General features: G+C 50.5%; 16 protein-coding genes. 11 read left to right on the top strand and 5 right to left on the bottom strand.

Annotated elements, in window-relative coordinates; genetic code table 11:
* Positions 1-139 precede the first annotated feature (139 nt).
* The 6 genes from IE064_RS14275 (at position 140) to IE064_RS14250 (ending at position 4,428) form a co-directional block, all read left to right on the top strand.
* Positions 140-490: a RidA family protein gene (locus IE064_RS14275; RefSeq protein WP_189618348.1), complete on the top strand. Its 351-nt coding sequence runs from the start codon at positions 140-142 to the stop codon at positions 488-490.
* Between the two features lie 27 nt (positions 491-517).
* Positions 518-805, top strand: a complete 288-nt coding sequence (locus IE064_RS14270; protein WP_189618346.1) for a YciI family protein — start codon at positions 518-520, stop codon at positions 803-805.
* Positions 806-867: 62 nt separating this feature from the next.
* Positions 868-1,803, top strand: a complete 936-nt coding sequence (locus IE064_RS14265; RefSeq protein WP_189618345.1) for a patatin-like phospholipase family protein — start codon at positions 868-870, stop codon at positions 1,801-1,803.
* Positions 1,804-1,888: 85 nt separating this feature from the next.
* Positions 1,889-2,497, top strand: a complete 609-nt coding sequence (locus tag IE064_RS14260) for a glutathione S-transferase family protein (protein ID WP_189618343.1) — start codon at positions 1,889-1,891, stop codon at positions 2,495-2,497.
* A 127-nt stretch (positions 2,498-2,624) separates the two neighbouring features.
* On the top strand, positions 2,625-3,731 hold the full coding sequence (locus IE064_RS14255; RefSeq protein WP_189618341.1) for an adenosylhomocysteinase: 1,107 nt from the start codon (positions 2,625-2,627) through the stop codon (positions 3,729-3,731).
* 163 nt (positions 3,732-3,894) lie between these two features.
* Positions 3,895-4,428, top strand: a complete 534-nt coding sequence (locus IE064_RS14250; RefSeq protein ID WP_189618339.1) for a hypothetical protein — start codon at positions 3,895-3,897, stop codon at positions 4,426-4,428.
* Between the two features lie 50 nt (positions 4,429-4,478).
* Here the strand turns inward: IE064_RS14250 and IE064_RS14245 are convergent, their stop codons facing one another.
* The 5 genes from IE064_RS14245 to IE064_RS14225 all read right to left on the bottom strand — a co-directional run bounded on the left by IE064_RS14245 (position 4,479) and on the right by IE064_RS14225 (position 9,995).
* On the bottom strand, positions 4,479-5,582 hold the full coding sequence (locus IE064_RS14245; RefSeq protein ID WP_189618337.1) for a phosphoribosylaminoimidazolesuccinocarboxamide synthase: 1,104 nt from the start codon (positions 5,580-5,582) through the stop codon (positions 4,479-4,481).
* A gap of 276 nt (positions 5,583-5,858) precedes the next feature.
* Positions 5,859-7,106, bottom strand: coding sequence for a glutamate-5-semialdehyde dehydrogenase (locus IE064_RS14240; protein ID WP_189618335.1), 1,248 nt, complete (start codon positions 7,104-7,106; stop codon positions 5,859-5,861).
* Positions 7,103-8,251: a glutamate 5-kinase gene (gene proB, locus IE064_RS14235; RefSeq protein ID WP_133037389.1), complete on the bottom strand. Its 1,149-nt coding sequence runs from the start codon at positions 8,249-8,251 to the stop codon at positions 7,103-7,105. The genes IE064_RS14240 and proB overlap by 4 nt, the downstream gene beginning before the upstream one ends.
* Before the next feature lie 71 nt (positions 8,252-8,322).
* The gene (putP, locus tag IE064_RS14230; protein WP_189618334.1) at positions 8,323-9,819 is read right to left on the bottom strand and encodes a sodium/proline symporter PutP; all 1,497 of its coding nucleotides are present in this window, start codon (positions 9,817-9,819) and stop codon (positions 8,323-8,325) included.
* Between the two features lie 17 nt (positions 9,820-9,836).
* Entirely contained in the window at positions 9,837-9,995 is a 159-nt protein-coding gene (locus IE064_RS14225; RefSeq protein ID WP_189618333.1) for a hypothetical protein, read from the bottom strand.
* 473 nt (positions 9,996-10,468) lie between these two features.
* Here IE064_RS14225 and IE064_RS14220 point away from each other — a divergent pair, with 473 nt between their 5' ends.
* The 5 genes from IE064_RS14220 to arsJ are packed head-to-tail and all read left to right on the top strand — an operon-like array spanning position 10,469 to position 14,352.
* On the top strand, positions 10,469-10,825 hold the full coding sequence (locus tag IE064_RS14220) for a metalloregulator ArsR/SmtB family transcription factor (protein ID WP_189618332.1): 357 nt from the start codon (positions 10,469-10,471) through the stop codon (positions 10,823-10,825).
* Between the two features lie 37 nt (positions 10,826-10,862).
* Positions 10,863-11,861, top strand: coding sequence for a permease (locus IE064_RS14215; RefSeq protein WP_189618331.1), 999 nt, complete (start codon positions 10,863-10,865; stop codon positions 11,859-11,861).
* A gap of 10 nt (positions 11,862-11,871) precedes the next feature.
* Complete coding sequence (locus IE064_RS14210; RefSeq protein WP_133037385.1) at positions 11,872-12,108, top strand: thioredoxin family protein; 237 nt, start codon at positions 11,872-11,874, stop codon at positions 12,106-12,108.
* 16 nt (positions 12,109-12,124) lie between these two features.
* Entirely contained in the window at positions 12,125-13,144 is a 1,020-nt protein-coding gene (locus IE064_RS14205) for an ArsJ-associated glyceraldehyde-3-phosphate dehydrogenase (protein WP_189618330.1), read from the top strand.
* Positions 13,144-14,352, top strand: a complete 1,209-nt coding sequence (gene arsJ, locus IE064_RS14200) for an organoarsenical effux MFS transporter ArsJ (protein ID WP_189618329.1) — start codon at positions 13,144-13,146, stop codon at positions 14,350-14,352. Before IE064_RS14205 ends, arsJ begins: the two co-directional genes overlap by 1 nt.
* Positions 14,353-14,370 lie beyond the last annotated feature (18 nt).

Below are 14,370 nucleotides of genomic sequence, written 5' to 3'. Positions count from 1 at the left end.
TTTCCAACGGATATTTTCAGGCGATCATAGAAAATTGCGTCAGCTAACGCAAAACACTGCATAAAAGCTGCTGCAATGGTTCGGCTGTTGTCAGGATTTCCGCTACCATAGCTATTTTGCTTAATTGACGGAAAGAATCATGTCCATTCAACGAATTAATCCCGGTAAACGTTGGTCCGATGTCACAATTTACCACGGTATTGCCCATTTTGTGGAAGTGGCCGAGAGTGAACCTTTAGGCGATATCCGTGAACAAGTTAGCGCTATCCTGGCGCAAGCAGACAACAAATTGCAGCGCATTGGCAGTGATCGTAGCCGAGTGTTAGCGGTGACGATTTATCTCACCGATTTTGCCAATGCCGCAGTATTGAATGAACTGTGGGAAGCTTGGTTTCCAGAAGGCTGTGCTCCTAGCCGGGTTTGCGTTAAGGCGGAACTGGCTGATCCGCAATACCTGTTGGAAATGGCCTTTGTGGCTGTGGCTGAGTGAGCCTCATTGCGTTGGAGAACGTCATCAATGTTTGTTGTATTGTTAAGCTATACCTGTGATATCAGTAAAGTGGAACAACATCTGGCCGCCCATATCGCCTATCTTGAGCAGCAGTATGCGGCTGGGGTGTTTCTGGCCTCTGGTCGCAAAGTACCGCGTACTGGTGGCGTGATTTTGGCGCAAGCGGATAGCCGAGAGCAGTTGCTGCAGATCCTGGCACAGGATCCTTTTCAACAACAGCAACTCGCAGATTATGAAGTGATTGAATTTATTCCCAGTAAAACCGCCGCAGCACTGGCGTTTTTACAACAGTAATCAGCTACTGTTGCTGCGGGAATAGCAGTTTACAGGGACGACTCAGACAGGCAGGGAGAACAATGGCTAAATATCGTATTTTAAGTCTGGATGGTGGTGGGTTGCGCGGGGTGATCAGTGCGCAGTTACTGCAACGACTCAACGAACATCCACAGATAGCCGGTTGGTTAGCACAAGTCGATTTGCTGGCGGGCACTTCAACCGGTGGCATTTTGGCGTTAGGGCTGGCCGCTGGTCGCACCCCCAAACAGATTGCCGATTTATATCTGCAACATGGCGCAGAAATCTTTGATGACAGTATCTGGGATAATATCCGCGACCTTGGCAAGACGATTGGTGCCGAATATGCCACCAAACCCTTAAAAAAGGTGCTTGATCAGACGTTTGGAGAGTTACGACTGGCAGAGTTGTCCCGCAAAGTTGCTATACCCACCTTCGATCTGGATAACGGCGCAACGACAGAATCCCGTAGCTGGAAGCCAAAGATTTTTCATAATTTTGGTGGCAGTGATTGTGATGCCGAGGCGCGGGTGGCCGATGTCGCGTTATACACTAGCGCCGCCCCAACCTATTTCCCCTCAGCGGATGGCTATATAGATGGCGGTGTGTATGCTAATAACCCGGCCATTGTCGGGCTGGTACAAGCAATTTCGCAACGCAATTTGCCACAGGAGCGCGCCACACTTGACGAGGTGGTATTGCTGTCGGTTGGCACAGGTATCAGCCTCACTTATATCAAAGGTAAAACCTTGGACTGGGGCTATGCCCAGTGGATCAAACCGCTGATTAACATCCTGATGGACGGTGTCTCGGGTATTGCTGACTATCAGGCGCAGCAGCTGCTGGGCGCGCGATACCAAAGGTTGCAGTTAGTGTTTGGCAAAGGAGAAACCATAGCACTGGATGCGGTAGACAAATTACCGCGAATGTTACAACTGGCAGAAAGTGCCGATATAGACGCTACTGTAGAGTGGCTTAAGCAGTACTGGCTAACATAAAACTCGGGCGCTTGGTTCCGTATTATTCAAGGTAAGCGCACAATATTCGCTAGGGCCAAGCTATTTGAATTTTAGGGTAATATTGATGGCAACATTCAAGCTTTATGGTGACCGACTGTCCGGCAACTGTTACAAAGTACAATTGTTATGTGCCTTACTGCATGTGAATTATGCATGGGTGTCGGTGAATATTCTGACCGGAGACACCCGTGTCGCATCCTTCCTAGAGAAAAATCCCAACGGCAAAATTCCATTACTGGAACTTGACGAGGGCCGTACGCTGTCAGAGTCCAATGCCATCATTAATTATCTGGCCTATGGCTCGGTGCTGTTGCCTACTGAGCCATTTGCGCTGGCGAAAGTACAGCAGTGGCAGTTTTTTGAACAGTACAGTCACGAACCCTATATTGCGGTTGCGCGCTTCATTGCCAAGTATCTTGGTTTGCCAGCAGAGCGTCGGGCGGAATATGACGCTAAACAGAAGGGCGGTCATAAGGCACTCGCTGTGATGGAACAGCAGTTGCAGCGTAGCCGCTATATGGCTGGCGACACGCTGACCACCGCAGATATTAGTTTATTCGCCTACACCCATGTCGCGGATGAGGGCGGGTTCTCACTGGAACATTATCCAGCCATTGGTGCTTGGATTGACCGGATCAAAGCGTTACCAGACTTTATCGCAATGGGGGCATAGCGCTAGGCGATAAAAGCAGCGCTTGTCTTTATCGCTGTTATAAACGGCATCGGCCTGCGTCAATGACGGCTTTCCCAACGTGCTAAAAACAGTAGAATAGCCACTTCGCTAACGCTGGAGTTTTTTCATGTACCAAGACTTTGCGGCAGAGCTGGCCTGGGCCAGCCTGCATATGACCCGTACCCGCGCTGCAGTCGCGGCGTTACCAGACCTGCATGGCGTCAGGCTCGCCTGTAATATGCACCTCGACCTGAAAATGGCACCACTGGTTGCCGGACTGCTTGATAAAGGCGCAGATGTGTTCCTGACCACCTGCAATCCGACAACGGTGCAAGACGATGTCGTCAAATATCTGGTGGCTAAAGGCGCTGCGGCGCATGCCTGGCGGGATATGAGCGATGCTGACTGGTCGGATTCTTTTGATAAAGCACTGGCTTGGCAACCTACGCACCTATGTGAGATGGGCGCTGATCTAACTACCCGCCTGCACCAGTCAGCTACTGGTCCGAAGATTGTGGCTGGGTTGGAAGCGACCGGCTCCGGCATTAACCGTCTTGGCGGTGTCCATCCGCGTTATCCTATTTTCAACTGGGACGATTTGCCGGTGAAAGAGGGATTACACAACCGTCACATGGTTGGACTCACGGCTTGGCATACTTTCTTTCAAACGACGCATCTCACTTTGCACGAGAAAACCGTCATCGTGATCGGCTACGGCCTCGTTGGGCAAGGTGTGGCCGCGGCCGCCAAAGCCTACGGTGGTCAAGTGCAAGTGGCTGAGTTAAACCCGGCCAGAGCGCTGCAAGCCAAATATGATGGCTGGCCGGTGGTAGATTTGGCAGATGCGGTTATACAGGCCGATGTGGTTGCCACCGCTACCGGGGCTTATGGTGTGTTAAGTGCCAAACATTTGCAGGCGATGAAAGACGGGGCGTTTATTCTTAACGTCGGCCATGTTTCACAGGAAATTGACGTGCCCTTCTTGAAGCAACATGCCCGTCACAGTCTACCGATGCCTTATATCGATGCCTATGAATTTGGTGGCAAAACCTTGTACCTGCTGGCGGATGGTTCAATGTTTAACCTTACCGCCGGTTATGGCGATAGCCTGAATGCGTTTGATGTCACACTGGCGGTGATGGCGTCCGGTATTGGTCATATCGTTGGCGCAGGCGCTGAGCACGCGGCTGGTTTGTATCTGTTGCCTGAATCCGCCTGGATGCCTGTGCTGTAACTGATTGTTTAGCGGTGTGATCAGCAAACGTTGTGGATGTAAAAGTGCGTGACCTGCTGCTCGAGTTTTGCCAAACTGAGGCACTATTAATAAGCAGCGGTCAGCACTGTTTGCAGTAGTGCTGATGACGACGGTCTTTGGTTTTTCCAGCGGAGGAATCACGATGAAGTTTGCCCTGATAGCAGGTTTTACGCTCCTGTATACGAGTCTAGTGATTGCTGCCGAGCCGCCGCAGGATGATAACGCGCTAGATTCCAGTAATTGCGCCCGTATTGACCAGTTATGGCAACAGGATGGCAAAGTTGGCATCGGTCCGCTGTATCTTGGCATGTCGGCCATGGAAGCTGAGCAGAACGGCCATTTGCTCTATGACAAAACAGCCAGTAACCGTTGTGCGGCTTATAGCGCCCGCTTTATGCAGGACGACGGGATAATTTTTGTGATGCTGGATAACAATCGACAGATCATCAGTTTGGGAACTGCCGCAGGCGATGAACAATGTGATGTTAAAAACCAAGCGGAGCAGGCTCGGGCGATTTTCCCGCAGATACATTACTTGCCTTCTGCTGACCCTATAGCCACCAGTGAAGCAACTGATGCGGCACCACATTACCGTATTGGCGATGAACCGGGTATTGCCCAATTGTGGCTGAAGAATAACGCTATCCAACTGGATAACGGTCAGTGCAGTAACTGAGATAGTAACAAGGCGCTGAATAGCGCCTTGTTACTTGATTGATTCGCCGCTTAGTCTATCAGTCCATAGCGAGTTTTGAGGATATCAACAATCTCCGCCTTGGGATTCGCTGACAGCGTAATTGGCTTGCCGGTGACTTTTTCTGCAACGCCTATGTAAGTCTCAGAAACAGCCATCATCGCATCTAATGGTAACTCGTTATCACGCGCTAAGGCTTCACGTTCCGGCATGCGCTGTTTGTTCAGTAGAATGTCTGGGTCAGGGAAGTATTTGAGCAGAAACTGCCGGAAGCCTTCTTTAGAGTTTTCCAGAATTTTGCCTTCGCGATAAGCCGCACCATCCCAAATCCGTGAAGAGTCAGGCGTACCAACTTCATCCATATAGATTAACTTGGACTGGCCTTGGTTGTCGGTGACATAGCCAAATTCAAACTTGGTATCAACAAAGATCTGGTCAATATCGGCCAGCGCTTTGGATATCACCGCAAATCCCTGTTTTAACAATTGTTCGTACAGCGCGATATCTTCTCGTTTTTCAAAGCCAAAGGCCTGCCAGTTAGCTTCTAGGTCGGCACGGCTGACGTTGACATCATCCTGTTCTGGCACACCGGGGATGCCTTTAAGGATGCCCTTAGTGGATGGTGTCAGCAGCAGTTCTGGCAATTTTTGATCTTTTTGTAGACCTTCTGGCAGGGTGATGCCGCAGAATTCCCGCTCGCCTTTTTCATAAGCACGCCACATTGAGCCGGTGATGTACTGTCGGATAATGGCTTCGACTTTAATGGGGCGTGCTTTTTGTACAATCCACACCAGCGGATGCGGAATATCCAGAATATGGCTATCGGCCAGACCATGCTGCTTGAACAGCTTGAACCAGTGATTGGAGATGGCGTTCAGCGCCGCGCCTTTGCCAGGGATCCCCTGCAGGCCACCTTCACCATGAAAAATACAATCAAAGGCCGAGATGCGGTCACTGATCACCATGATCGCTAATGGGGTATCGGCGGGAACCTGGTAACCCTGCTCGCGGATCAGCCGGGCACTGTCTGCCTCAGTCAACCAATACACACTGCGGACTTTTCCACTATGAACCGGCTTGTCGGTACGGATAGGCAAGTCGTTATTAACGGCTAAAACGGAATCAGCAAGACCCATGACAGGAGTTCCTTTGATAATAGGGATTGAGGTTACATCTGGCAGATAGGGTGATAGTTGTGGCCAGACAGGCACGGGCAGGCAGCCGATTTGGCATATATGAAATGCAGTGAGGTGGCAAAGGGAGCTGTTCCACTGGCAAACTGGCCCGTGACAAAAGATGGCTTATTCTACCGCAGCCACCGCGATTTGCCACGACCGACAACTGTTGCAGATCACAACACAGCGTTCGCTGCTGCAAACATCGGGAACAGACTCCGTTGCGGGAGCAAAATTTTAGGTACGTACCTGCCCGGTGCCGTTTACCAGGTACTTTTCAGTTGTCAACGACTCCAACCCCATTGGCCCATAGGCATGCAGTTTGGTGGTCGCGATACCGATTTCTGCACCGAGTCCCAGTTCCGCTCCATCGCTGAAACGCGAAGAAGCATTGGCCATCACCACCGAGGCGTCAACCTGTTGCTGGAACTTGGTGGCGGCCTGCAGGTCTTCGGTACAGATCACTTCGGTATGATGACTACCGAAACGTGCGATATGCTCCATCGCGCCATCAAGAGAATCTACCTGTCTAATGGCGATCTCTAGACCGAGATATTCTTCACCGAACTGCTCATCAGTAAGCACTGTTGGTTGTTCAAAATATGCAGCAGAGGCGGCATCGCAATTGATCTTGACCCCTTTATCTGCCAGCGCTTGTGCGGCAATCGGTAGCCAGACAGGGGCGATATCTTTATGCACCAACAATCCTTCCAACGCATTACATACGCCAGTGCGTTGGGTTTTACCGTTAAGCAGCAGATTCAGCGCTTTTTCCACATCGGCGGAACGGTCCACGTACAGATGGCAAACCCCTTTAAAATGTTGGATCACCGGGATTTTGCTATTGTCGGTGACAAAGTTAATCAAGCCTTCGCCGCCACGGGGTATCACCAAATCGATGGTTTGCCGTTGTTGCAGTAATTCCAGCATTAGCGTGCGGTCTGGATCGGGCACCACGGTAATCAAGGCTTCTGGCAGATTGAATAATCTGAGCACTTGATGCAGTACTTCGGCTATTGCCAGGCTCGAGCGCAGCGCTTCTTTACCACCGCGCAGGATCACCGCGTTACCGGACTTAAAACATAAGGCTCCGGCATCGGCGGTCACATTTGGCCGCGCTTCATAAATCATGCAGATTACACCTAATGGCACGCGTAATTTGCTGATCTTGATACCGTTAGGGCGGGTGTCCAGTTCACGTCGCAGACCTACTGGGTCGGCGAGACCGACAATTGTGTCGATACCTTCTGCCATGGCGTTGATGCGCTCGGGTGTCAACGTCAGTCGATCCAGCATCGCTTCACTGATATCTTGATCGCGGGCTGCCTGTAGGTCTTTTTGATTGGCCGCAAGAATATCATCCTGGTTGGCTCTGAGGGCGCTGCTCATGGCGCTTAACACCTGGTTTTTACTGTCGCTGTCCAACGCTGCCAATTGGCGCGATGCTTGGCGAGCGGCGTGAGCAAGTTCTGTTATCATACTCATGATTTTTCCTCCATCGGGGTGGCCTTTGGGGAAAGCAGGGCGATGTCCTGTGGCGCAATAAGGCTGCGCTCGTGGGTAAAGCTGTCGACCAGTTTGGAGTCGTCCTGCTTGGCGATAAATTTCAGTAACCGACTACTGTAGTTGCTACGGGCTTTTGCCAGACGCGTACCATCATCACTGCGTAGCAAGATGGTGTCGCCTTCAGAGAATGTGCCTTTAACATCTAACACTTCATCACTGGACAAATTAGCGCAGTCCTCGGCAGAGTGCACCTCTTCGGTCGTCGCCACAATGACTTCACCTTGAGCGCGTACTGTATGGGTAAACCAATGCAGGCGCTCCAACATTGGCGTATCGGAGCCGCGGAACAGGGTGCCAGGGCTCTTACCCAGCAACAGGTCATTGAAACTGGACTCTTTGAAGCCGTTAACAATATAGGTGTCGATGCCGTGAGAAACGGCTTTTTCTGCTGCCTGGATCTTAGTCAACATGCCGCCGGTACCGACATCGCTGTGACTGCCGCCAGCCATGGCGTAGATGCTGCCATCAATTTTTGTCACTTCGGGGAGCAACTTAGCATCGGCATTGAGATGCGGATTTTTATCATATAGACCATCGATGTCGGAGCAGATCACCAAACTGCGGGCATCGGCCGCAGCGGCTACCATGGCAGACAAATTATCATTGTCGCCCACTTTCAGGGCATCGGTGGTGACCGTGTCATTTTCGTTAACGATTGGCAATATATCGTGCTCCAGCAGGGTACTGATGGTGTCGCGAATACTGAGGTAACGTTCCCGATCCCTAAGATCGCCGTGGGTTAACAGGATTTGGGCCGTGGGAAAGTCGAAGAACTTGTCCCAGGTGGCCATCATTTCGGTTTGACCCGCAGCCGCCATCGCTTTTTTCAGTGCCAACAGTGCCTCAGGGCTGGTGCTGTTATCCCGAGCTCGCAGCGGAAAGCGGTGAGCACCGGCAGCGATGGAACCGGAGGAAACCAGAATGACCTGTAGCCCTTGGCCGCGACAGCGTACGATAAACTGGGCGATTGCCAGCAGATAACGAGAACTACAGCCCTGTCGATCAGGGGCGATCAAGGCACTGCCGACCTTGAGCACGATACGTTGTTTGCTTTTAGCGTTCATAACGTCCTTGAGTTGTCAGGCTTGAGTGAATTGTGGGGCAGTCGTTAACTGCCCTGATGAACGTGATGGAACTAACTGAGTTCCTGTAGCTTTTCATTGGTGGCATGAAAAGTCTTTTGTACGGCTCTGGAGGGATCCTTACCAAAATGGCTCACCAGAATAATGGTGGCGGAACTAACCAAGAAGCCCGGCACAATTTCATAAATTACACTGGAGAGGGTTTTGCCATCTGGTAAGACCGGCGCGTAAATCCAGAACAGCACGGTTACGGCTCCCGCGACAATGCTGGATACCGCTGCGGTGTGGTTCATTTTGTGCCAGAACAGGCTGAACAGCACCAATGGACCGAACGCGGCACCGAACCCCGCCCAAGCGTTGCTCACCAGATCCAGAATGCTGCTGGAACGATCCATTGCCAACAGCGTGGCCACTGCGGCTACCGCGAATACCCCAAAGCGGCCGATGTTAACCAGCTTTTTCTCATCAATATCTTGATGAAACAGTGCGCGATAAACATCTTCAGTCAAAGAACTGGACGACACCAGCAACTGGCTGGAAATCGTACTCATGACTGCCGCCAAAATCGCCGCCAGCAGGAAACCGGTGATCAGTGGATGGAATAAAATCTGTGAAAACACGATAAAAATGGTTTCTGGGTCTTTCAACTCCAGTCCGAATTTATGCACATAAGCGACACCTACCAACCCAGTTGCCAAGGCTCCAATAATGGTCACCAGCATCCAGCCCATGCCAATATTACGGGCAACTTTAATGTCCTTGACCGAACGGATCGCCATAAAGCGCACAATGATATGGGGTTGCCCAAAATAGCCCAGCCCCCACGCCAGACTTGAAACGATAGTTAGCAGACTGATGCGACTCATGGAGTCTGAGAGCGAATCGATGGTGCTGCGGGCATTGAGCAACATATCATGGGTGCTATCAAACTGTTCGTAGGCCACATAAGGCACCAGTACCAGCGCGACAAACATGATACAGCCCTGCACAAAGTCGGTCATACTCACCGCCAGAAAGCCACCCAGTAGTGTATAAGCCACGACTACCCCAACGGTAACAAACAGTCCCATTTGATAATTCAGGTGGAAGGCCGTTTCAAATAGCTTGCCGCCCGCAACGAGACCGGAGGAGGTGTAAAGGGTGAAAAACAGAATAATGACGGCAGCAGATACCATCCTTACCGCGCCGTTGTTCAAACCGAAGCGTTTGCTGAAAAAGTCTGGCAAGGTGAGAGCATCATCGGCTTCTACGGTATATACCCGTAAGCGTGGCGCCACCAGCAGGTAGTTGCATAGCGCGCCAATCAGCAGTCCCAGTGCAATCCAGATAGTGTTGAAACCCTGCACAAACATGGCACCGGGTAAGCCCATCAGCATCCAGCCACTCATATCAGAAGCGCCCGCCGATAGCGCGGTCACCTGAGGACTGACTTTACGTCCCCCAAGAATGTAGCCGGAAATATCATCTGTGGAATTGCGATAGGCAAATAGACCTATCGCTAACATGACCAGAAAATAGATGGCCAAAGCAATATACGTTGAATTATCCATGTAGTGGGTGCCTGTGTTTATTTGCCAATAATTTGGTTGAATTTTTGTTTGCACATGGGGAATAGGTAGGTCGCCAGTATTAGCCAGAAACAACTGAGCTGTAGCAGGTAACTGGCATGCTCTTTCAGGCTGATATGGTGATGACTGTCAGCCTCCAGAGAGTTGTTGGCATTCATCGTAAGTTCTCCTTGCATGATTGTCGTTGCAACACTGTCACGGAAAACTATTTGAGTACTAACCAAACAATTAATTAGTGTTCAAATAGTTTTTATTGGACGGTATTATTCAATATTTGACAACAATTATCAACTTTATCACGCTGTTAGGCTCTTGCTAAGGTAGGACTTTATAAATATAATTTATTGAAATAATTAATTTTTACTAAAAATAAAAAGGTTTTTTGACAACAAGGTTAGCGTTTTATTTTGGATGGTTACAACTTCTCTACATGATGTTTTTCTTATAAATGCCATAAATATAATTTGAGTTAAAAACAATTTTTAGAAATTATTCAATCATTGCTACAGATCACATTGTCATCAAAATTTCATCAACATATATGTTTTTACGTATATATTAATATCCATATGTATAAGCTCGTTCGCTGTTGTCAATGACCATGGCGCACTAACCGATGCTGGAGTATCCAATGGAACCAAGCGTATTTTTCAAGGCGATGGCGGATGACACCCGTCTGTGTTGTTTGCTGCTGATCCAACAGCAGGGCGAGCTATGTGTGTGCGAACTGACGGCAGCATTAGCACAGAGCCAGCCAAAAGTGTCCAGGCATCTGGCGCAATTGCGTAATCAGGGGATTTTGCAAGATCGCCGTCAAGGTCAATGGGTGTTTTATCGCTTTGACGAGACACTGCCCACATGGTGCCGACAGGTCCTAGAGGCGACCTTGCAAGACAATCAAGCCATGCTGGCAGCCCCCATTGAACGACTGCATGCGATGCACTGGCGTCCAGAACGTTGCTGCGCTGCGGCCGCTTGTGGTGATTGATTGTGTCCTAACCGTTATTGCTGCCTGAGGTACTCAAATGTTCGCAATTTTCACCGCGTTAGCGGATTGGCTGGTTTACGGGGTGTTGTCGCTGGCGCCTCAAAGTCGTCTGGGCGAAGCGCTGCATTTTTTTGTGGAAGACACCAGCAAGATTTTTGTGCTGTTGCTGTTGATGATTTATGTGATTGCCTTGTTACGGGCATCGCTCAATGTTGAAAAAGTCCGGGATTATCTTGCAGGTAAAAACCGCCTGACAGGTTATCTGCTCGGTTCCGCCTTTGGCGCAGTGACCCCTTTCTGTTCCTGTTCCAGTATTCCGGCATTTCTTGGATTTACCTCGGCGGGGATCCCTATAGGGATCACTATGGCGTTTCTCATCACTTCACCGCTTATCAATGAAGTGGCGGTGTTGTTGCTTGTGGGCTTGTTGGGATGGCAGTTCACGTTGATTTATGTGGTCGTCGGTATGTTGGTGGGGGTGGTGTCGGGTGCTTTTCTGGATGCGATTCACGCTGAGCGCTGGTTACAGTCGTTTGCTGCCAAAGCGCTACAGCGAGGGCAGCAGCAACAAGTTAGCTGCTGCGGAACGCCACAAACACTCCCGCAATTGAGTTGGCAAGCGCGCCACGATTTCGCGGCGGCGGAAACCAAAGAGATTGTCGGCCGGGTTTGGAAATGGGTGTTTATTGGTGTTGGACTCGGTGCCGCGTTACACGGTTTTGTGCCAGAAGGCTGGGTGGCAGACCATTTAGGGCAGGGACAATGGTGGTCAGTACCGCTGGCAGTGTTAATCGGAGTGCCGTTGTATTCCAACGTGACGGGCATTGTGCCCGTGATGGAAAGCCTGTTGCAAAACGGTTTACCCGTTGGTACCACTTTGGCGTTTTGTATGGCGACAGTTGCCGCCAGTTTTCCTGAATTTGTGTTGTTGAAACAGGTAATGCAGTGGCGTTTGTTAGCCAGTGTTTTTGGCATTTTGCTGCTGGCATTCACCTTGATCGGTTGGTTATTTAATCTGATAGGTCCAATGCTTTAAGGAGCAAAATATGAAAAATATCATTGTGTTGGGAAGTGGTTGTACTAAGTGTGTCAAAACTGCGGAGTTGATTGCTGAAGTTGTGAAAGAACACGGCGTTGCTGCCACCGTCAGCAAAGAAACCAATCCAGAAGTGATCATGGGTTACGGTGTGATGAGCACGCCGGCAGTAGTCATCGATGAACAGGTAGTGCACAGCGGTTCTATGCCACAGAAAGCACAGATTGAAGCCTGGTTAGCCAAATAAATAAAGAGGATATCCGATGACGATCCGTGTAGGAATCAATGGCTTTGGCCGTATTGGCCGACTGGTATTACGTGCCGCCTGGGAATGGCCAGAGCTGGAGTTTGTGCAGATCAACGATCCGGCTGGTAGTGCTGCCACCCTAGCGCATCTGCTGGAGTTTGATTCGGTGCACGGTCGTTGGCGGCGACAGATTAGTGCCAACGGTGAACAATTACTGATTGATGGCAAGGCGATTGCGGTGAGCGGCAACAAAGCCATTGCGGATAGCGACTGGTTCGGCTGCGATGTGGTGATTGAAGCCTCGGGCAAAATGCGCAGTAAGGCGCTGTTACAAGCTTATTTGCAACAAGGGGTGAAACGGGTCGTGGTTACTGCCCCGGTCAAAGAGGAAGGGGTACTCAATGTAGTGATGGGGGTGAACCAGCAGTTATTTGATCCGGCATTGCACTCCATTGTCACGGCTGCCTCCTGTACCACTAACTGTCTGGCGCCGGTGGTGAAAGTGATCCATGAAAAACTGGGGATCCGCCATGGGTCAATGACCACCATTCATGATTTAACCAATACCCAAACAATTCTCGATGCACCGCATAAAGACTTGCGCCGTGCCCGCGCGTGTGGTGAAAGCCTGATCCCGACCACTACTGGCAGCGCCACGGCGATTACCCATATCTTCCCGGAACTCAAGGGCAAGCTGAATGGCCATGCAGTGAGGATCCCGTTAGCTAATGCTTCGCTGACCGATTGTGTGTTTGAATTGCAACGGTCAACGACTGAAGCCGAGGTGAATCAGTTACTGCGAGAAGCCGCTGACGGCGAATTGAAAGGTATTCTGGGTTATGAAGAACGGCCGTTGGTGTCAGTGGACTACCGTACCGATCCGCGCTCCAGCATCATTGATGCTTTGTCTACTATGGTGATCAACGGCACTCAGCTAAAGCTGTATTGCTGGTACGACAATGAATGGGGTTATGCCAATCGTACCGCTGAACTGGCAGTGCTGGTCGGTCAGGCCGATAGTGGAGATGCCCATTAATGATCCCTGTGAGTCCGGCACTGCGCCAGTATCTGATTATTACCGGCAATTATTGGGCGTTTACGCTGACTGATGGTGCCTTACGGATGTTGGTGGTGCTGTATTTCAATGATTTGGGGTACAGCGCCCTATCGATTGCCATGCTGTTTCTGTTCTACGAGTTTTTTGGGGTGGTCACTAATCTGATTGGCGGTTGGCTCGGTGCCAGAATCGGCCTCAATCGCACCATGAACCTAGGCCTTGGCATACAGATTATTGCGTTGGCGATGCTGTTGGTGCCCGCAGCTTGGTTGACGGTGCCTTGGGTGATGGCCGCACAGGCCATGTCTGGGATTGCCAAAGATCTCAATAAAATGAGTGCCAAGAGCGCGGTGAAAACTCTGGTCAGTGGCAATGATACGCAAGGTCGCTTGTACCGTTATGTGGCGTTACTGACCGGCTCGAAAAATACTCTGAAAGGCGTAGGTTTTTTCCTCGGCGGCGCGCTACTGACGCTATTAGGTTTTGAAGGTGCAGTGCTGGTGATGGCGCTAGGATTGCTGGTGGTCTGGCAGTTGTCGCTGACCCTCTTGCGTCAGGATTTAGGCAAGGCCAAAAATAAACCTAAGTTTCGTGATATTTTTTCCAAAAGCCGCGCGGTGAATATCTTGTCTGCGGCAAGGTTATGTTTATTTGCTTCCCGCGATGTGTGGTTTGTGGTGGCGGTGCCGGTGTATTTAAGTGTGCATCTAGGCTGGGATAACTGGCTGGTCGGCTCATTTTTGGCGAGTTGGGTGATAGCGTATGGCATAGTGCAGGCACTCGCGCCAGTGCTCACTGGCACCAAAAAAGGGGCAGTGCAAACACCGGGCCGGATGATGGCCGTGTTTTGGGTGGCATTGTTGATGGCGTTACCGGCAGTTATGGCCTCAATGTTACAGGCGGGCGCTGATCCGCACTGGTGGCTACTGGGAGGACTGTGGCTGTTTGGGGCGGTGTTTGCAGTGAACTCGTCACTGCACAGTTTTCTGATTGTGCATTATGCCAGCGAAGACGGGGTATCTCTGGATGTTGGTTTCTACTACATGGCGAATGCTGCCGGGCGTTTGCTGGGGACCGTTCTTTCAGGAGTTTTGTATCAACAATATGGATTGAACGCTTGTTTGTGGTTTAGCAGCGGTTTGTTGTTACTCACGTTTGCCATCTCTTTTGCCCTACCAAAACAGTAAAAATGCTAAACGAAACAG

It is taken from the genome of Shewanella fodinae (assembly GCF_014651955.1).
Taxonomy (GTDB): Bacteria; Pseudomonadota; Gammaproteobacteria; order Enterobacterales; family Shewanellaceae; genus Shewanella; species Shewanella fodinae.
This window is presented reverse-complemented; position numbering and strand designations above follow the sequence as displayed.